General features: G+C 64.2%; 18 protein-coding genes. 9 read left to right on the top strand and 9 right to left on the bottom strand.

Features of this window, described 5'->3' with window-relative positions; genetic code table 11:
• Positions 1 to 67 precede the first annotated feature (67 nt).
• The gene (locus tag CHU95_RS09265; RefSeq protein ID WP_094455996.1) at positions 68 to 412 is read right to left on the bottom strand and encodes a hypothetical protein; all 345 of its coding nucleotides are present in this window, start codon (positions 410 to 412) and stop codon (positions 68 to 70) included.
• A gap of 120 nt (positions 413 to 532) precedes the next feature.
• Between CHU95_RS09265 and CHU95_RS09270 the strand changes: the two genes are divergently transcribed.
• The gene (locus CHU95_RS09270; RefSeq protein ID WP_094455998.1) at positions 533 to 1,708 is read left to right on the top strand and encodes an SPOR domain-containing protein; all 1,176 of its coding nucleotides are present in this window, start codon (positions 533 to 535) and stop codon (positions 1,706 to 1,708) included.
• Here the strand turns inward: CHU95_RS09270 and CHU95_RS09275 are convergent.
• Positions 1,692 to 2,900, bottom strand: coding sequence for an O-antigen ligase family protein (locus CHU95_RS09275; protein WP_094456000.1), 1,209 nt, complete (start codon positions 2,898 to 2,900; stop codon positions 1,692 to 1,694). The genes CHU95_RS09270 and CHU95_RS09275 overlap by 17 nt on opposite strands.
• A 153-nt stretch (positions 2,901 to 3,053) precedes the next feature.
• Between CHU95_RS09275 and ygfZ the strand changes: the two genes are divergently transcribed.
• The 4 genes from ygfZ to CHU95_RS09295 all read left to right on the top strand — a co-directional run bounded on the left by ygfZ (position 3,054) and on the right by CHU95_RS09295 (position 8,014).
• Positions 3,054 to 3,923, top strand: coding sequence for a CAF17-like 4Fe-4S cluster assembly/insertion protein YgfZ (gene ygfZ, locus CHU95_RS09280; protein ID WP_094456002.1), 870 nt, complete (start codon positions 3,054 to 3,056; stop codon positions 3,921 to 3,923).
• Positions 3,924 to 3,991: 68 nt separating this feature from the next.
• Positions 3,992 to 6,673, top strand: a complete 2,682-nt coding sequence (locus tag CHU95_RS09285; protein ID WP_165772104.1) for a HAMP domain-containing protein — start codon at positions 3,992 to 3,994, stop codon at positions 6,671 to 6,673.
• A gap of 176 nt (positions 6,674 to 6,849) precedes the next feature.
• Positions 6,850 to 7,593, top strand: a complete 744-nt coding sequence (locus tag CHU95_RS09290) for a DUF4198 domain-containing protein (RefSeq protein WP_094456006.1) — start codon at positions 6,850 to 6,852, stop codon at positions 7,591 to 7,593.
• 34 nt (positions 7,594 to 7,627) lie between these two features.
• The gene (locus CHU95_RS09295) at positions 7,628 to 8,014 is read left to right on the top strand and encodes a hypothetical protein (RefSeq protein ID WP_094456008.1); all 387 of its coding nucleotides are present in this window, start codon (positions 7,628 to 7,630) and stop codon (positions 8,012 to 8,014) included.
• Positions 8,015 to 8,077: 63 nt separating this feature from the next.
• Here the strand turns inward: CHU95_RS09295 and metF are convergent, their stop codons facing one another.
• From metF to CHU95_RS09320, 5 genes are all read right to left on the bottom strand, one after another.
• Positions 8,078 to 9,013: a methylenetetrahydrofolate reductase gene (gene metF, locus CHU95_RS09300; RefSeq protein ID WP_094456010.1), complete on the bottom strand. Its 936-nt coding sequence runs from the start codon at positions 9,011 to 9,013 to the stop codon at positions 8,078 to 8,080.
• Positions 9,014 to 9,026: 13 nt separating this feature from the next.
• Positions 9,027 to 9,992 carry an ArsR/SmtB family transcription factor gene (locus CHU95_RS09305; protein WP_094456012.1) on the bottom strand — a complete coding sequence of 322 codons (966 nt, stop codon included), beginning with the start codon at positions 9,990 to 9,992 and terminating at the stop codon, positions 9,027 to 9,029.
• A 105-nt stretch (positions 9,993 to 10,097) separates the two neighbouring features.
• Entirely contained in the window at positions 10,098 to 11,219 is a 1,122-nt protein-coding gene (locus tag CHU95_RS09310; protein ID WP_094456014.1) for a THUMP domain-containing class I SAM-dependent RNA methyltransferase, read from the bottom strand.
• An 89-nt stretch (positions 11,220 to 11,308) separates the two neighbouring features.
• Entirely contained in the window at positions 11,309 to 11,620 is a 312-nt protein-coding gene (locus tag CHU95_RS09315; protein WP_133065490.1) for a hypothetical protein, read from the bottom strand.
• Between the two features lie 218 nt (positions 11,621 to 11,838).
• Complete coding sequence (locus tag CHU95_RS09320) at positions 11,839 to 13,044, bottom strand: acyl-CoA desaturase (protein ID WP_245838087.1); 1,206 nt, start codon at positions 13,042 to 13,044, stop codon at positions 11,839 to 11,841.
• Positions 13,045 to 13,335: 291 nt separating this feature from the next.
• Here CHU95_RS09320 and CHU95_RS09325 point away from each other — a divergent pair, with 291 nt between their 5' ends.
• The 3 genes from CHU95_RS09325 (at position 13,336) to thpR (ending at position 16,166) form a co-directional block, all read left to right on the top strand.
• On the top strand, positions 13,336 to 14,484 hold the full coding sequence (locus CHU95_RS09325) for a TRAP transporter substrate-binding protein (RefSeq protein WP_094456018.1): 1,149 nt from the start codon (positions 13,336 to 13,338) through the stop codon (positions 14,482 to 14,484).
• A gap of 82 nt (positions 14,485 to 14,566) precedes the next feature.
• Positions 14,567 to 15,607, top strand: coding sequence for an aldo/keto reductase (locus CHU95_RS09330; protein WP_094456020.1), 1,041 nt, complete (start codon positions 14,567 to 14,569; stop codon positions 15,605 to 15,607).
• A gap of 10 nt (positions 15,608 to 15,617) precedes the next feature.
• Positions 15,618 to 16,166 carry an RNA 2',3'-cyclic phosphodiesterase gene (thpR, locus tag CHU95_RS09335; protein ID WP_094456022.1) on the top strand — a complete coding sequence of 183 codons (549 nt, stop codon included), beginning with the start codon at positions 15,618 to 15,620 and terminating at the stop codon, positions 16,164 to 16,166.
• A gap of 1 nt (position 16,167) precedes the next feature.
• Here thpR and CHU95_RS09340 read toward each other — a convergent pair whose 3' ends face one another.
• Both CHU95_RS09340 and CHU95_RS09345 read right to left on the bottom strand, forming a co-directional pair.
• Positions 16,168 to 17,193 carry a threonine aldolase family protein gene (locus CHU95_RS09340; protein WP_094456024.1) on the bottom strand — a complete coding sequence of 342 codons (1,026 nt, stop codon included), beginning with the start codon at positions 17,191 to 17,193 and terminating at the stop codon, positions 16,168 to 16,170.
• 44 nt (positions 17,194 to 17,237) lie between these two features.
• On the bottom strand, positions 17,238 to 17,615 hold the full coding sequence (locus CHU95_RS09345; RefSeq protein ID WP_133065491.1) for a hypothetical protein: 378 nt from the start codon (positions 17,613 to 17,615) through the stop codon (positions 17,238 to 17,240).
• On the opposite strand from CHU95_RS09345, the gene CHU95_RS09350 reads away from it, so the two are divergent.
• Entirely contained in the window at positions 17,606 to 18,721 is a 1,116-nt protein-coding gene (locus tag CHU95_RS09350; protein WP_425435961.1) for an RluA family pseudouridine synthase, read from the top strand. The genes CHU95_RS09345 and CHU95_RS09350 overlap by 10 nt on opposite strands.
• Positions 18,722 to 18,837 lie beyond the last annotated feature (116 nt).

Below are 18,837 nucleotides of genomic sequence, written 5' to 3' on the forward strand. Positions count from 1 at the left end.
GTCAGGGTCGCAAGGCCGGGCCACCTGCGGCAGGACGGAATTGGCCCCAGCAGGGCCTTCCTGAAAATCAATGATCTGAGCCTTGCAGAATTTGACGGCGCATGCCGGTTTCATATTCCAGCCCTTCGCGTGTCAGGGTTACTGACAAGGGGAAGTTGCCGACAATCAGTCCCTTGCGTTCCAGGGCGGTCCAAGGCGCGATGTTCCGCAGGCCGGTCGCATCCTGGGCATAGACCAGCCACGGACCCAGATGAAAATGATTGCCATGCGAGGTGAACGGCAATTCCATCACCTCCACCGCGCCGTCACCGACGGGCCGGGTGATGTCCTCGAACTCGGCCAGCGCCTGGAACAGGGTCAGGGTCTTGAGCTGCAACGGGTTCAGGTTCAGCGGGTTCTTCTTGGCAGCCATCCGGCGCCCTCCATCAACAGGTTACTGAACGCAGGTTGAAGCCCGTTTGACAGGCATCGTCAAGCGCGCCCGTGTCAGCTATGAAGGAGCCACACGCCTTAAGACGGATGGTCGACCCGCATGCCGCAGCCTTTTCGCCCGACCGGCCCCGCCGCCCTGCTGCTATCCCTTGCCCTGCTGACAGCCCAACCGGCGCTGGCGGACCTGCAGGCCGGACGCCTGGCCTTTTTCGCCGGCGATTATGCAACGGCATTCAAGGAATTCAGCAAGGCGGCAGATACCGGGGACAGTTCTGGCCAGTATCTGGCCGGCGAAATGCTGGTGCAGGGGCGCGGCATCCCCAAGGATGTACGGCAGGGAATGCGGCTTCTGGAAGCAGCGGCGGCCGGCGGGCATGTGGGCGCACAGAGCCTGACGGGCGCGCTCTACGCCTTCGGGCAGGATATGCCGGCTGACTATACCAAGGCGTTGGCCTATCTGCGCCCGGCGGCCCAGGCCGGCGACATGAATGCCCAGAACAATCTGGCAGCCTTGCTGTATTTCGGGTTGGGCACCCCGCAGGATCTGGTTGATGGCCTGCATTGGGCCAAACGCGCCTCGGCCAAGCGGCTGGTCGCCGCGATCAAGCTGGAACAGGAGATCCAGTCCCGGGCCACGCCCGACCAGATCAAGGAGGCACAGGCGCGCGCACTGCGACCGCTGGACCCGCCAGCCGCCATCGCCAGCCCGAAAACGGCGGCGGGACCGAAGCCGGACCCCAAGGTCACCCCCAAGCCCGCCGCACCCGTCACCGTGGCAAAGGCACCGGTCGTATCGGCACCGCCCGCATCAGCACCGCCCGTATCGGCACCGGTCCCCGCAACCACCCCACCGCCGCCGCCCGTCACCACCGCCGCCGCACCGGTGCCGGCAGCGACGGCACCGGCCATCCAGACGGCGCCCAACATCGTGGCTGTCGCTCGGCCGGCCCCGGCGGTTGTTGCAGCACCGGTCCCGGCCCCACCGCCGCCGGCCAGTCCGGCAACGGCCGCCGTCCCGGTGACCGGCGGCTGGGTGATCCAGGTCGGATCGCTGCCGACACGGATGGAGGCGGAGAAACACTGGAAAGCCCTGGCAGCCAAACAAGCGGACCTGCTTGGTGGACGCCAACCGACATTGGTGGAGGTCGATCTGGGGGCCAAGGGCCTTTACACCCGCGTGCTGCTGACCGGCTTCGCGGATCAGACCGGGGCCGCCGCCCTGTGTGCCCGGCTGAAGGCGGCCGGATCGGATTGTCTGGTCAGGAAGGCGACGTGATCCGGCCCGCCAGCGCGACCAGGGCTGCACAGAACAACATGCCGCAGATCAGCCAGCCCTGCCAGGCACCATAGGCGAAACATTGGGTGAAGATGGCGCCGCCCAACACGGCAATGGCCATCGGCCGGATGGCCGCGTCCAGCCGGGTCAAGCGGTGCAGAATCACCAGCAACAGCAGCCCTGCCGCTGCCGCCCCCACCCAGCCCAGTTCAAGGCGTACCTGCAAAAACAGGTTGTGCGGATGGATAGGCAATACTGGCCAGCCGGGCGGGCCGGTGTTGGGGAACACCTCCCCTCCGCCGGGGATGGCGCGCGACGCCTCCAGCCCCCAACCGATCCAGGGATGATCACCCAGACGCCCCGCCACAAAGTGCCACGTCATGATGCGGTGGCGAAAACTGTCAGGCATCCAGGCGGCATCCGACAGGCCGGCCGTCATCATCCATTGCGCCACAGGGCCGCACAGGGTGAAGCCTGCCACGATGCCGACCGCCACCAAGCCGGCCGCCAGGCGCCAGGACAGAACCGCAACTGACAGCAGGATGATCACGCCCGCCAAGGCCGCCACGGCGGACTGGCTGCTGCTGTCCGCCGCCATCAGCAGCGGCACGAACAGGGCCAAGCCCGCCACCCGGCGCCAGCCCAGACGCCACAGCAGCAACGCCACCGGCCCCGCCAGCAGGGAAAGCAGCAAGGCTGCCCGGTTCAGGTCACGCTCAAAATCCAGCAACCCCTTGTCCGGACCCGCGGCCCAATGCTGTATCGGTTGCCCGGCCAACAGTTCCACCGCAAACAGGGTAGCCCCCAGCACCGCTGCTGGCAGCAGCCAGCCGGTCAGTCGCCGGGCCGCGATGTCCGACAGTTCGGTCAACAGCGACAACAGCAGCAGGGAGGGTAGCCAGAGGTAAAGGAAGCTGAAGAACCCTGTCGTCGCCTTGCCGCCCCCGATCGTCCAGGTCAGGCTGAACCCCGCCCAGCCTAGAAACAGGCCCAACGCCAGCAGCAAGACCCGGTCCGGGATCGGCAGGAACCGACGATGCCAGAAAAAGGCAGCCACGCACAGGACTGACAGCACAGCCATGCCGGGTGCCAAGCCAAGCGGAACCAGCGGCACCAGCACCGCCAGGATGAGCATCCCGAAAAACCCGAAAATACCTGTAAAGGCGCGACCCGCGCCGCCCGACACCGCCATCTGCGCCGTCCCTGTCCCAAGATATCAGCGCCCCCTGCCCTCTGCATAAACCGACGGGCTGCAATCCTGAAGCGTAATCCGTACTACGCAATGCTGTGGACCTGCCTATATGATGGGTGCCGAACCCAACCGTTCCCGGAACGAACCACGATTATGGCCGACCTGCCCCTGATCCGCCTTTCCGACCGCACCGTGATCGCCGTTTCCGGTGATGACCGGGTGACGTTCCTGCAAGGATTGGTCACCAATGATGTCAACCATCTGAACGGCCGTGCCGTCTGGTCGGCACTGCTGACGGCACAGGGCAAATATCTGCATGACTTCATCATCCTGGCCGATGGCGACCGGCTGCTGCTGGATGTGGAGGCCGCCCGCCGTGAAGATCTGGTGAAACGGTTGCGCCTGTTCAGGCTGCGGGCCAAGGTGGAGTTGACCGATCTGACGGGACAGCTTGGCATCTTTGCGCAACTGGACAGCCAGACCGGGGAACGGGGGACGATCACAGCCGTACCGGGCGGCTGGTCACTGATCGACCCGCGCCATGCCGGTCTGGGCCGGCGGCTGATCCTGGCAGAGGGAACACCCGCGTCGGGTGACCATGCCGACTGGGACCGCGTCCGCCTGCGTTTAGGCATTCCAGACAGCAGCCGCGACCTGATCCCGGAGAAATCCATCCTGCTGGACAATGGATTCGATGAATTGGGCGGCGTTGCCTGGAACAAGGGCTGTTACGTCGGCCAGGAACTGACCGCCCGCACCAAATATCGCGGTCTGGTGAAAAAGCGGCTGGTGCCGGTTCAGGTGGATGGACCGCTGCCCGAAGCGGGGACCATTGTGACCCGCGATGGCGTCGATGTGGGTGAAATCCGCAGCGGGCGGGGTGATCTGGCCCTGGCCCTGATCCGCCTGGATGCCCTGTCAACGCCCTGTCTGCTGGCCTGTGGCGACGCCATTTTGAGCCCGAAACCGCCTTCCTGGATCAATCTGCCCCGTTCGGAAGGGGATACGCCAACGAATGGATGAAGTTGGCACAAGAATTGGTTAGTCTCTGCGCCGATTGACCCAATATGCAGACAAGGGCGGGAGGCAACATGGAGCGGGGCACGGGGTCGCGGCTGTCGTCGCTGCGCAATCTCAGCACCGCCGTCGCCCTGGGCGCCACCTTGATCGTGGGCGGCTTGGCCGCTGGCGCCACCTTCCAGATGGCGCAGTTCCAGGTCCAGTCCGGCAGCATGGAAGCGCCGGGAGAGCAGTTGGCCAAAACCCGTCTGCTGATTGATTTCCAGGACCGCATGGGCCATGGCGGTTTTCTGTCCGCTTTGGCGCAGTTTGCAGAAACCGGCAATGCTGAGGCACGGGCGGAGATGCGCACCAGCCTGGAAGCCGCCGATCAGGCCCTGCGCGGTTTGCAGGGTAAGCGTCTGTCCCCGCAGGAACTGGAACTGGCCACAGACCTGAAAAGGCTGCTGGAAGGGGCGCGGCGAGCCCTGGAATCGGCCAATAGTGGTCCCGCCGCCCTGGGTCAGACAACACCGCTGATGCTGCTGACCCGCTACACGGCGCTATCGGACCGGATTGATGCCCGCTCTCGTGGCCTGCATGCCGTGGAACTGGCCAGGCTAGAGGATGTGGCCACGCGCGGCCTGTGGTTGGGCGGGGCGGCGGTGCTGGCGCTGGTTGCCACCTTGTTTGCCTTCCTGGCCCTGGTCGGTACCCGTGTGCTGCGACCGCTGCGCGAACTGACGGGGGCGGTGAATGGTGTCGCACGCGGTGACTGGCGCGCGCCTGTGTGGGGCGCAGACCGGCCGGATGAATTCGGCGATCTGGCCCGCGCCATTGATGGGTTCCGTAAACAGGCCGCCGAAATCCCCGACATCTCCGTCGCAACAGAAGATGGCCGCCTGCGCCTGAAATTCGAAGGCGAGTATGCTGACCTGTTTGAGGCGCTGACCGCCCGTCTGCGCGGGGCTGGCGGGTCGCTGGCGATGTTGGGCAATGATGTCAGCCGCATCGTCGGCGATACCAAGCAGCAACTGAATGAGACACTGGGACAGGTGAACCAGCTCTGTTCCGCCGCCGTGCGCACCGTGACCGAAAGCAACCGCGAGATCCGACAGGCGACTGAAATGTTGGGTCACGCGGTGGCCCAGGTCCGGGCCTTTGACGGCAGCGAGGATCAGGTCGGCCTGGACCAGATTATCGACGCGCTGCGCGCCCATGCCGACCATTTGGCAGAGACCGCCGCCCGGACAGAGATCAAGGTCATTGAAACCCTGGGCAGCCTGTCGGAAAGCGACAGCGATATCCGTCTGGCCACCGTCGAAGCCCGCGATGCGGCCAAGGCCCTGTCCAATTCCATGGCGGAAGCCCAGCAGGGCCTGCTATCGGCGGTGAAGCTGCTGCGCGCGTCGGGTGACATGCTGTCCAGCACCGTGGACCAGACCGGATCACGCATCACGCGGGCCGCCGATGCGCTGGAGGAAGGGGAAAAGGCCCTCTTCGCGACCCTGGGCGGGGTCAGCAGCCGGTTCGACGAGGCGACGGAAAAAGCTGCCGCCCGCCTGGAAGATGCCGGAATGCAGGTGTCGCGCGCTGCCGATCTGTTGGATGACCGCTCGTCGGAAATCACCTACAAGCTGGAAACCGCACTGGACAGCATGAACCATGCGCGCAACACCATGCAGCAATCGGCAGAAATCGCCGAGGACATGACACGCGGCAAGCTGGAACCGCTGGCCGAACAGTTCCAGGAAATCCAGTTCCGGTTCTCCAGCCTGATGGCCGATGTCTCCGACCGCGCCGACAGCATGGCCGACGCCGTTGATGCCCTGCGCCTGACCAGCGACGGCCTGCGGCAGGAATTTGAACGTCGGCGGGTGGAGCCGGGGCAGCATGAGGCCATCGCCGACCTGTTGACCCGTCTGCGCGGCAGCGCCACACAGATCGGTGACCGGGTCAAGGAAATCGGGGAGACGGCCGGGCGCTTGGCCCAGAGCTTGACCGGCGGTGTGGACGACGCCACAGCCCGCCTGCGCGATCTGACCTCCGACCTTCGGCAGGAAACAAAGGCCCTGTCGTCAGAGGCCCATATCGCCACCACCACCCTGTCGCGCACGGTCAGCCAGCAGGAACGGTTGCTGGCCGACATGAAGGATGTGGCTGCCGAACTGGATGCCCAGCGCGACCGGGATAACACGCCGCAAGCCCTGATCGACCTGACCGGCGGCCTGCGCGCCGCGATTGACGCGGTGCATGCCCTGGTCGCCAGCACCGACAACCGGGAAAAGGTGGCGGTGGATCAGGCCCTGGGTCTGGTCGATAAGCTTCAGCAGCGTATCCAGAATATCGAGGGCATGGCCGGCGGCCTTGCTGCCGCGACGGAGGCCCTGCACGCGCTTGCCGCCGCCGACAATGCCGGACGGGAACGGGAGAATGCCGACCTTCTGGCCATCGCCAATGCGTTGAAGGCCCGTCTGGACGGGATCGACCGGTTGGGCGACCGTCTGGACAGCACCACCGATAATGTGCGGGCGGTGCTGGAGGAAACACGGGGGCGGGAACGGACGGACCTGTCCATCGTATCGGAATTGACGCAGAATCTGCGCGAGCGGGTGCTGCGTCTGGATGGGCTGTCGGTGGACCTGTCACGCGCGATCGACATGCTCCGCTCCTCCTCACGCCAGAACGAGAATGCCAGCGCCAATGCCGCGCGCGACCTGGGCGCCCGGCTGGCGCAGATCGCCGATCAACTGCGCGGTGCCGCTGGCGGGTAAAGCCAGGCTGCACGAGGCGGGCGCGGTCCGGCAGCGATTTGAAGCGGTCTATTATGCTGTGCGCACCGGGAATACGGGGGATGCTTTCGTTCCGGGCCCGTGCAACGACGCCGGAATCCGCACCCCTGCTGTCACGCTGTTCCCATAAGCGCCACAAAGGACGGGGAAACGGGAACATGAAACGCTTGCAGCATTTTCTGGCCACCATCCTTGCCATCGCTGCGTTGGGGGGCGGCGTCGCCGCGCAGGCCCATGGCATCTGGTTCGCCCAGCGTGCCAAACAAACCGCCCTGATCTATGGCGTCGGTGCCGATGATCTGGACATGGTGAAGCGCCTGGGGCTGATCACCGGCACCTATGGGTATGATGCCGACTGGACGCCGGTGACCGCCAGCCTGCGGGTTGCCGGACCCATCGTCCTGGTGGACAGCGCCGCGCCAACCGTTGCCGTGGCCGCCGCCATGGATAATGGCCTCTGGTCCCGTCTGGCCGATGGTAAATGGGTGAAGGGCGGGCGTGATACTGTGCCGAATGCCGTTCGGGCGGAACGCACCATGAAGTTTGCGGTGCATCTGACCGGCACACCCAACACCCCGATCCCCAGCCTGCCAGAACAAGTGCTGCAGATCATCCCGGTCGACAAGACATTGCCGGTAGACATGGGCAAGCCGTTGACCATCAAGGTCCTTTACAAGGGCAAGCCGGTCGCGGATGCCGAAGTCAAACATGACTATGTCAACGATCCCGACCAGCCGCCGGTAAAGACCGACAAGGACGGTATCGCCACCATCAAGGTGCGCAACCAGGGCCTGAATGTGTTGGCCGCCACCTATGTCGGTCCGGCCGACAATCCCAGCCAGGTGGACCATGTCGAATATCTGGCCACCTTGTCGTTCGTGCTGCCGCACGCGCCGGAGTAAGGCGCGTTACCCTGCCCTGATTTCTGGATCGGAGATGGTGATGAAGCACCCGATGTTCCGGTTGGCGTTGGTCGCCGCCCTCACCCTGTCGCCGCTGACCGTGCTGGCCCATGGCGACACCACGCCCAAACATGGTGGCATCGTTCAGATGACAGGCGAGACGTTGATTGAGCTGGTGGCGGGTGCCGATCTCGCCAGTCTCTATGTCCGCGAGGATGACGAGCCCATCGTCAGCGCTGAGTTTACCGCCACCATGACCATTATGGAGGCGGCGGGAAAGCGACAGGTCGACCTGACACCCGCCGCCGGCAACCGTTTTGATGCGCCGGGCGTTCGGTTGACGCGCGGGGCCAAGGTGGCGGTCATGGTGATCAACAAGGCAAGCCAGGCCCGATCAATCCTGTCCTTCGTCATCAAGTGACCGCAGGGGACGGAACAAACCCGTCCCGCCGGGATAAAGACAAGGGGTGCGCGCCACAAGCGCTTACCCCTTGGCCGCCCTTACACCCAGCATATGGCAGATGGCGACCGTCAGGTCGGCGCGGTTCATGGTGTAGAAGTGGAACTGCTTCACCCCATGCTTTTCCAGGTAGCGGCACTGTTCGATGGCCACCGTCGCCGCCACAAGGTGCCGGGTCTCCGGCGCCTCATCCAGCCCGTCAAACAGGTCACGCATCCAAACGGGGATGGCGGTGTTGCACTTCTCCCCCATCTCTGCCGCCTTGGTGAAATTCAGGATCGGCAGGATACCCGGCACCATGGGCACATGGATGCCCGCATCCGCCGCCTTGTCGCGGAAACGCAGAAAGGCGTCGACATCAAAGAAAAACTGGCTGATGGCGCGGTTGGCGCCGGCATCAACCTTGCGTTTCAGATTGTCCAGGTCGATCTGGGCGCTGGGCGCCTCGGGATGTACTTCCGGGAAGCAAGCGACCGAAATGTCGAAATCGCCGATACGCTTCAGACCAGCCACCAGATCGGCAGCATAGGCATAACCGCCCGGATGCGGTTCATAGCCGCGCCCCCCAAGGCCGCCGGTACCGTCGGCGCGCGGCGGCGGGTCACCCCGCAAAGCGACGATATGGCGGATGCCAGCATCCCAGTAACTGCGGGCGATCTCGTCGATCTCTTCCTTGGTCGCCGCCACACAGGTCAGATGGGCAGCCGCGGGAATACCGGTTTCGGCCTGGATCGCCGTAACCGTGGCGTGGGTGCGCTCCCGCGTGGAGCCGCCAGCGCCATAGGTCACCGACATGAAGGCCGGGTTCAGAGGCGCCAGCCGGCGGATGGCCGTCCATAGATTCTCATGCATCTTCTCCGTCTTCGGCGGGAAGAATTCAAAACTGACGGTCAGGTCGCCGGGGGCGGTGATCAGCGGGGCCGGGTTGGCGGCGGCATCCATCAGGTCGCTCAGGCTCATCGAAACTGTTCCTTCAGGCGGCGGCCAGCGGACGGGTCCGCGTGGCAGGGGCATCGGTGCGGGCGGCCCGCCAGATGCAGACGGTCAACGGGTCACCCGGAAGGGTGAATGCAGGTTCGGGCTTCATCCCGGCGCGGCGCAGCCAGCCGGTCACTTCCTCATCCGTGAAACCCAGACGGCGATGGGCATGCTGTTCGCGCAGATATTCAAGGTCATGGCGGGCGAAATCGACCACCAGCATGGTACCACCGGGGCGCAGGACACGCGCCGCCTCGGCAATGGCGTCGGCCGGTTCCTCGGCATAATGCAGGACCTGATGGAAAATCACGGCATCCTGGCTATGGCCGGCCAGGGCCAATTGGTACATGTCACCCAGCCGCACCTGACAATGGCGCAGCCCCGCCTGCTCCAGATTAACCCGCGCCACGGCCAGCATCTCCCGCGAGGCATCAATACCGAGTCCCCGCGAAATCCGGTTGCCAAACAGTTCCAGGATACGGCCCGTGCCGGTGCCTACATCCAGCAGGTCCTCCACCCCCGTAGCCGGCAGCAGTGACAGCAAGGCCGCCTCCACATCCTGTTCAGGCACATGCAGACCGCGAATCTCATGCCAGCGGGCGGCGTTCTCACTGAAATACTTGTCGGCGGCTTCCCGCCGCCCCTGCTTGATCAGGTCAAGGCGCTCCAGGTCCAAACCCAGGCCCTGATCATCTGCGGGAATGGCATCCACCAAGGTACGGGCCAGTTCGGCCACCGGCCCGCGCTGGGCCAGCCGATAATAGGCCCAGATGCCTTCCCGGAACCGCTCCAGCAACCCCGCCTCGCACAACAGTTTCAGATGGCGGGAGACACGCGGCTGACTTTGCCCCAGAATCTGGGTCAGTTCGGTCACGGTCAGTTCCCCATGGGCGCAGAGCGACAAGAGCCGCAACCGCGTCGGTTCTGCCGCCGCCTTCAGCGCATTCAACAGGAATTCCATCTGATCCGACCTGCGATCTGTTCGGATCAATATATAAAGATATCTTTATGTCTTTGCAAGCGATGTATCAACCAGTGGCTGACACATCGCGGCCGAGTGTCGCGATCAGCCGCCGCCCAGGACCGCCGTTCGGTACAGTGTCACCGGCAAACCACCATGGGAAACTGCCGGTTGGGTCGGCAGGAACGGCAATTCGGTGACCTTGGCCAGCGCGGCCTCATTGGTGATCACGCCGACGCGCCACCCCCGGAACCGGTTGAGCATCACCTTACCGAAGGCACCATAGAGACCATAAAGCTGTCGTGTGTCGCCGATGCGACCGCCATAGGGTGGATTGACGATGACCAGTCCTGGCGGGCCTTCCGGCGGTTCCAGATCGCTAATCGCATGGGCACGGAAATTGGTGATGCCTGCCACGCCCGCCCGATCAGCATTGGCCTGGCTCATCTTGACCGCACCGGCGTCGCGGTCGCTGCCATAAAAACGCAAGGGGGTCTCAACAGGGGGGGCGGCCCCGCACAGACCCGCCCAGGCGGCAGAATCAAAACTGGCCAACTGCTCAAAGGCGAAGGACCGGCCGCGACCGGGGGCCAAACCGGCGGCGATGCAGGCAGCCTCGATCACAAAGGTGCCCGACCCGCACATGGGATCGACCACCGGTTCGGTGCCACCATAACCGCACTGGCGCAGGAACAGGGCGGCCAGATTCTCTCGCATTGGCGCCTTGTTGACGGCTTCCTTATAACCACGCTTGTGCAACCCCTCTCCCGATGTGTCGATGGAGAACGTGCAAAGGTCGTCATCGATCCGCGCCTTGACCACCAGCTCGGCTTCCTTGGTGATGGGGGCTCCCAGTTCCTCGGCGATGGCTTTGGCTATACGCTGGGCGGCGGCACCGGCGTGATAGATGCGCGACTTGTTGCAACTGGCTTCCACCCGCACCGGCACATCGGGCCGCAGCACCTGCGCCCAGGGGAATTTCCGGGCACGCTTGTCCAGTTGTGCCAGATGCATGGCGCGGAACGACCCGATACGGGCCAGCACCCGCGCGGCTCCGCGCAGTTCCAGATTGGCACGCCATACTTCGCGCCATGGGCCACGCGTGGTGACACCCCCTTTGGCCAGGACCGGGTTGGCAAAGCCCCTTTCCTGCATCTCGGCGCACAAAGCCGGTTCCAGCCCCGGGGTGGTCACCACGAAAATCTCAAGTTCGACGGACGGGTCCATGGTGCCGTTTCCTCCGGGCGCTTCAAAAGAAGAAAACCCCGCCATCCAGGGATGACGGGGTTTTCCACAAATCGTGACAAGACAGAGGTTCAGCGGGTGCTGGTCGCCGTTGTCGTCGCCGTGGTTGTGGCCGTGCTGGTCGGCGGGCCGGTTTCGTCATCACCACCGCCAAGCGTGGCGGCAAGCACCCCGGCCGCCGCAACGGCAGCAACACCGGCCAGCGGGATCAGATTGCCGGAAGCGAAAAAGGAGGCCTTGTTGGCACCGGCAGCGGCGCCGGTGACACGCGGAGCATCCGCAGCCGGGGCAGCCGGCGCGGCGGGAGCCTGCTGGGCAAAGGCGGTTGCCGGTGCGGCGATCAGCGCCGCGGACAGCAACAGGCTGGTGGTGAAACGCATCATGCTCATAATTCCATATCGTCTAAAGGCGCCCCTGCCGCGTAACTTAGCGTCCTGCCCCGACAAGGGGAAGTGGAAAGCCCGTGGCAATTCAACGGGTCGGATATGCGGTGCAACCAGGGGAACCAAGACGCCCGACGGTTATGGAAGTACAGGGCCGTAGGGCACAAGCCGCAAAGCAGACACCAGGAGCCCCGATTGAGGCCCCTGGTGTCGCAGGGTCAGGCCGGAACACCCGCCAGACGCGTGCAGATATTGGCCACCAGGATCTGGCGCGCCCGCTCCACAATCTCATCCATGCTGGGGGTGCGGACAAACATGTTGGACGCCCGCTGCCGCAGTTCCTCGGTGGTCGGCAGATGCGGCAACTGGATATTGGCGACCAGCGCTTCGACACGAACCTTGGCCTGATCGCGGGCCAGGCGCACCCGTTCCTCAATCTCGGCCAAGGTCGGCGTATGGGCCAGCGCTTCGCGTACCTGCTGGGTCAGTTTGTCGACCTGGAAGCTGGCCGCCAGTTGCGCCGCTGCCGCCTCGATCACCTTGGTGCCCAGACGCTGTTCGTTACGCACCACCGATGCCGGCGGCTCATGGACATCCCAGACCAGCCCCACGGCCTGCAGGGCCTTGATAATGTAGTAAGAGGTGTCGATTTCCCACCAGCGGAAACCCTGGCGGGCAGCCGACTGATAGTGATGGTGGTTGTTATGCCACCCCTCGCCCATCGTTGCGATGGCCAGTGCCCAGTTGTTGCGGCTGTCATCCCCAGTCAGGTACCGCGGACGACCCAGGACATGGGCCAGCGAGTTGATGCAGAAAGTGGCATGATAGAGGGCCACCGTACTCCACAGGAAGCCGACAACCAAACCACCCCAGCCGAACACGGCCCAGGTGGCGAAACCCAGGGCAACCGGCGGGAGATAGTAATATTTGTCCAGCCAGACCAGTTCCGGGAACTTGGTCAGATCGCCGATGGTCTTGTAATCCGCACCATTGTGCTTTTCGGTGAAGATCCAGCCCATGTGCGAATAGAAAAAGCCCTTATGCCGGGGCGAGTGTACGTCATGTTCCGTGTCGGAATATTTGTGGTGATGGCGATGCGTTGCGGCCCACCACAACGCCCCACGCTGCGCCGAACTTTGCGCCAGGAACGCCAGCAGAAACTGCATGATGCGACCGGTCTTGTAGGACCGGTGCGAGAAATACCGGTGGTAACCACCGGTGATGCCGAACATACGGGCACCATACAGGACAAGGGCGAGAACCACATGCTCCCAGGCAACGCCAGTCCAAATAGCCCCCAGACAGGCAATATGGACCAGGATGAACGGGATCATGGTGGAATATTGGATCTTGTCGTCTGCCGTCTGGGCAGCGGAAGCAGCAGAACGCGGCGTATCGCGTCCGGTTTCGGTGGGCGAGGTCACTGGCAGCAGGCTCCATACGAAAGCAATAGGAGCAGACTATCACAAAACCCACGGTGGGATGATGGGCAAATTCGCGCGGGGTGGGGTCCGCGCTGATGCCAGCGGCAGGTTCATCGGGTCAGGTTGCATGAAATCAGGCCGGATCAGCAGATGAACTATTTGTGCGGCCGCGAGATTCTCTTCCGCAACGCACCGGAATTTGAATGGTTTTAATTCTGCGTTTACCATCCGGCCCGCTATTGTCCCGTATGGTGGCAATGACGCAGGTATTCAGCCGGGAGTTTCCATCGTATGCCTCAAAACAGTCAGCCCCCTGCGCCCACCCCGGTTGAACAGAAGGGGCGGGCATCACGCCGGCGGTTCCTGGCCGGGGTTGGTGGGGCCGTCGCCGGTACGGCGGCCGGTGCGGTGACCATGCCGAATATTTCCCGCGCGCAGACGGTGACGATGCGGTTTCAATCGACCTGGCCCGCCCGCGACATCTTCCATGAATTCGCCGGTGACTATGCCCGGACGGTGAACGATCTGGCGGGCGGGCGGCTGCGGCTGGACATGCTGCCCTCCGGCGCGGTGGTGGGGCCGCTGCAATTGCAAGATGCCGTGGCGTCGGGCGCCCTGGATGGCGGACATGGGGTCACGGCCTACTGGTACAACAAACACCCTGCCTTTTCGCTGTTCGGCACACCGCCATCCTTGGGCTGGAAGGCCAGCCATATGCTGGGCTGGATCAAATATGGCGGCGGGCAGGCGCTATATGACGAACTGGTGCAACAGGTCCTGCGGCTCAACCTGGTCGGTTTTCTTTCCGGGCCCATGCCCAGCCAGCCGCTGGGCTGGTTCAATCGGGAGATCACCGGACCGGATGACCTGCAGGGTCTGCGTTACCGCACTGTCGGCCTTGCTGCCGACCTTTACCGGGAAATGGGGGTGGCGGTCACCATCATGGGGGCCGGTGATATTGTGCCAGCGCTCGATCGGGGCCTGTTGGACGGGGCGGAGTTCAACAACCCCACCTCTGACAAGGCACTGGGTTTTCAAGATGTCACCAAGACCTACATGGTCGGCAGCTATCACCAGTCGGCAGAGATGTTTGAGATCATTTTCAACCGCACCAGATATGACAGTCTGGCGCCAGAGTTGCGCACAATCTTGCGTGTTGCCGCCGAGAGCTGTTCGGCCGACATGTCTTGGAAAGTCATGGACCGTTATTCCCGCGACCTTGCGGCGCTGAGGGAAGCGGGCGTGACGGTGGTGAAAACCCCGGACAGCGTGCTATCCGCCCAGTTGGCCGCCTGGGATAAGGTGATTGCCGCCAAATCCACCGATCCATTCTTCAAGAAGGTCCTGGACAGCCAGAAGGATTGGGCACGGCGCGTCCTCGGCTTCGAGAATGAGTATGAGGTAAGGACCGACCTCGCCTATCAGCACTTCTTCGGATGATGCACCGCAACACGATTCGGGCTTGGCGGGACGGCCGACAGCGCCCATCTTGGCGCCAACATACCGTAATCGGGATCATGACATGACATTGCGCCGCCTTGGCCGTACCGAGTTGATGGTGCCTGCCCTTTGCCTGGGCACCATGACCTGGGGTCGACAAAACAGTCCGGAAGAGGGCTTTGCCCAGATGAGCATGGCCTTGGACCATGGTCTGTTCTTTTGGGACACCGCCGAGATGTATGCGGCCCCGCCTACCCCCGCCACTTATGGCCGCACGGAAGAGATCATTGGCGACTGGTTCGCCCAGACGGGCCGCCGCCATGAGGTGCTGCTGGCCAGCAAGGTGGTCGGGGATGGGTCGGGCATGGATTACCTGCGCGGCGGCAAGGCGCGGGCGGATCGAAAGAACATCGTGGAAGCGGTGGAAGCCAGTCTTCGCCGCCTGCGCACCGACCATATCGACCTGTATCAGCTTCATTGGCCCGACCGGCAGGCCGACCGGTTCGGACGCACCGTCGCCCATCCGGCGGCCCAGCCGGGCGAAGTGCCGATCGAAGAGACACTGTCCGTCTTCGCCGACCTGATCAAGGCGGGTAAGGTGCGGCATGTCGGCGTGTCGAACGAAACGCCGTGGGGCACCATGCGCTATGTCGCGGCGGCCGACCATCTGGGTTTGCCCCGCATCGCCAGCATTCAGAACCCCTATTCCCTGCTGAACCGCACGTTCGAAATGGGCCTGTCGGAGGTGGCGCTGCGCGAGGATGTCTCGATGCTGGCCTATTCACCCCTGGCGGCCGGCACGCTTACGGGCAAGTATCTGGATGGGGCCATGCCGGCGGGGTCGCGTCGTGCGGTTGACCACCGCGTCTCGCGCTACGCCCAGCCACGCGGCGACGCGGCCACCCGCGACTACCTGTCCATCGCCCAGGCCCATGGGCTGGACCCGGCGGCCATGGCCATCGCCTTTGTCGTCTCCCGCTCCTTCGTGACCAGCACCATCATCGGGGCCACGACCATGGAGCATCTGAAGGTTGCCATTGAGGCCGGGTCCCTGACCCTGTCGGCAGACGTGCTGGCAGCCCTGGATGCGGTTCATGCCGCCAACCCCAACCCCTGCCCCTGAGGCGCGGGCCATGCTGCGCCTGTTCGTTGGGATACCGATGCCGGAAACGGTGGTGGAGCGGCTCTCCAGTCTTGCCCATGGCCTGCCCGGTGCCCGCTGGGTGCCGCCGGAGAATTATCACCTGACCCTGCGCTTCCTGGGTGAGATTGACGAGGGCACGGCCCATGATGTGGATGAAGCCCTCGATCTGGTCACCGGCCCCGCCTTCCCTCTCACCTTGTCGGGCCTGGGCAGCTTCGGCAGCGGCCATAAGCAGCATGCGCTATGGGCCGGTATGGTGGACAGCAACCCGTTGCTGCATCTCCAGGCCAAGGTCGAATCCGCCCTGGTCCGGTCCGGACAGCCGCCCGAACAGCGCAAATACAGCCCGCATGTGACCCTGGCCTATCTCACCGACACGCCGCCCGCCAAACTGGCCACCTACCTGGGCGCCAACGGCCTGTTCCAGGCGGGGCCCTTTGTTGTGGATCGCTATTGCCTGTATGAAAGCGTGCTGGGCCGGTCGGGAGCGACTTACCATATCCTCCAGGAATATCCGCTGGGGGGATGGGGGGTGTAGCTCAGGCCGCCAGCCGCCGTGCAGCCGTCAGCAGCGCATCTACCGACGCTTCGTCGCTGTTCCAGGCGGCGACCAGCCGCACAACATTGCCGTCCCAGCGGTAGAAGCCAAACCCTGCCGCCTCCAGCCCCGCGATCACCGGTTCCGGCAGGGCCACGAACAGCTCGTTGCCATCGACGGGGTGGGCCAGATGCGCGCCGGGCAGGCTGCCCAGCCCGTCGGCCAGCCGCATCGCCATACGGTTGGCATGGCCCGCCAGACGCAGCCACAGCCCATTCTCAAGATAGGCCTCAAGCTGTGCTGACAGGAATCGCATCTTGGAGAACAGATGGGCCGCGCGCTTGCGCCGATAGCCAAAATTCGCCGACAGTTCGCGGTCAAAGAACACCACAGCCTCCGCGCTCAACGCCCCATTCTTGGTGGCGCCGAAGGACAGGACGTCCACGCCGGCCCGCCAGGTGATGTCGGCGGGCGAGCAACCCAGCGAGGCAACGGCATTGGCAAAGCGGGCACCATCCATATGCACGCGCAATCCATGGTGCCGCGCCACACCGGTCAGGGCGGCCACTTCTGCCGGGCTGTAGACCGTGCCACATTCGGTCAACTGGCTCAGCGACAGGGCCGCCGGCTGGACCGCATGCACGAATCCCTTATGCACACGCTCCAGGGCCGCCGACAGGGTGTCAGCCGTCAGCTTGCCATGGTCACCGGGCAGGGTGACCAGCTTGGCTCCGCCCGTGAACATTTCCGGGGCACCGCACTCGTCGCAATGGATATGCGCCTCTGCATGGCAGTAAACGCTACCCCAGGCAGGGGTCAGGGCGGCCAATGATAAGGCGTTGGCCGCTGTTCCCGTCGCAACCGGGAAGACAGCAACATCGCGTTCAAACAGCTCTGACAGGCGCTGTGTGAGGCGCTTGGTCCAGTCATCATTGCCGTAGGATGGGGCTGTGCCAGCATTGGCTTTGACAATGGCATCCAGGATTTCCGGCGCGGCCCCCGTCACATTGTCGGACATGAAATTCATTTAACATCCATTTCCGCTGGGAATCGGTTTTATTGTGACCAGGATCACGGCGCGGACGTCACCAGCACCGCATGTTCGCCCGTGGCCGGATCGACGAGAAGCACCTGGGTGCGGCCGTCGGTCAGTTTCACCTGCACGGCGATGCGGCCTTCCACCGCCACAATGCCGGGCAACAGGACCGCCCCCGGCGGCAAGGTCACACTCTGCCCTGGCAGGGGCGCCTTCACCGGCGCGGCTGACGACGGAACGGGCGAGGCTGGCGGAACAGCGGCAGGGGGTTCCCCCTGCATGCCGAAGCGAGCCGAAAACGTGCGCGGATGATTGGGGTCCGTGGCGCGTTTATAGACTTCATAGCCCAGGAACGCGAACCCGGCCGCGATGATCACGGCCCCGATAATAAGGATGTTTTTCAGTGCCTGCACGTTCGGCAAATCCCTTGTTGAAGGCCACCGGCCGGACGGATATCCCGCCCGCCGGCCTGGAATTCGACCTGGATGACGATCTGTGCGACGAGGAATTCCTGCCCGCCGCTGATGGTACCCCTGTCCAGGGGACCGGCCCCGCCGACCATGACGCCATCATTGATGGCGAACGGGACGGGGACCGTCTGGACAAGGCGCTGGCGGATCTGCTGGCCGCTACCGGCCTGTCGCGTTCCCGCATGCGCGCCCTGATCGATCAGGGGCATGTCTCCACAGGTGAGCAGACCATAGACGACGCGTCCCGCCGGGTCAAAGCCGGCCAGACCTACCGCGTGCATGTTCCAGCCAGCGCACCCGCCCTGCCGGTGGCCCAGGATATCCCGCTCTCAATCCTTTATGAGGATGAGGATCTGCTGGTCATCGACAAGCCGGCGGGCATGGTGGTGCATCCCGCCGCCGGCAATCCGGACGGCACCCTGGTCAATGCCTTGCTGCACCATTGCGGCGACCGGCTGTCGGGCATCGGCGGCGTGCGGCGCCCTGGCATCGTCCATCGCCTGGACAAGGACACTAGCGGCCTGATGGTGGTGGCCAAGAATGACCGCGCCCACCAGGCCCTGTCGGCGCAGTTCGCCGACCGGTCGCTGTCACGCACCTATCAGGCCGTGGTCTGGGCCGTGCCCAACCCGCGCAGCGGTGAGATCAACGCCAATATCGGCCGCCATCCGACCGACCGTAAGCGCATGGCCGTCCTGGACCGCGGCGGCAAGGTGGCAATCACCCGCTACAACACGCTGCGCCCGCTGGGGCCGGCAGCGGCACTGATTGAATGCAAGCTTCTGACCGGACGCACCCATCAGATCCGGGTTCACATGACCCATGCGGGCTATCCGCTGGTTGGCGATCCCGTCTATGGCCGTGTCCGGACGGGCCGCAGCCGGGGCCTCACCGATGGCGCCAAGCAGGCGCTGGAAAGCTTTCCGCGGCAGGCCCTGCACGCCGCCGCTATTGAGTTCATCCATCCGGCCACGGGCGTCAAGGTGCGCTTTGAAACTGTGTTGCCGGATGATTTCAAGGGCTTAATTCATGCGTTGGAGGTGTTATAATGCCGCCGCGCATGATGACCGGGCCTCTTCTGGACGGGCACCAGGCGTGTCCGTTCAGGACCCATTCATCGCTGTCGGTGCCAGTTGGGCCGATGGTGTCAACCAGCCTTATGCAA

This window comes from Niveispirillum lacus (assembly GCF_002251795.1).
In the GTDB taxonomy this organism is placed as follows: domain Bacteria; phylum Pseudomonadota; class Alphaproteobacteria; order Azospirillales; family Azospirillaceae; genus Niveispirillum; species Niveispirillum lacus.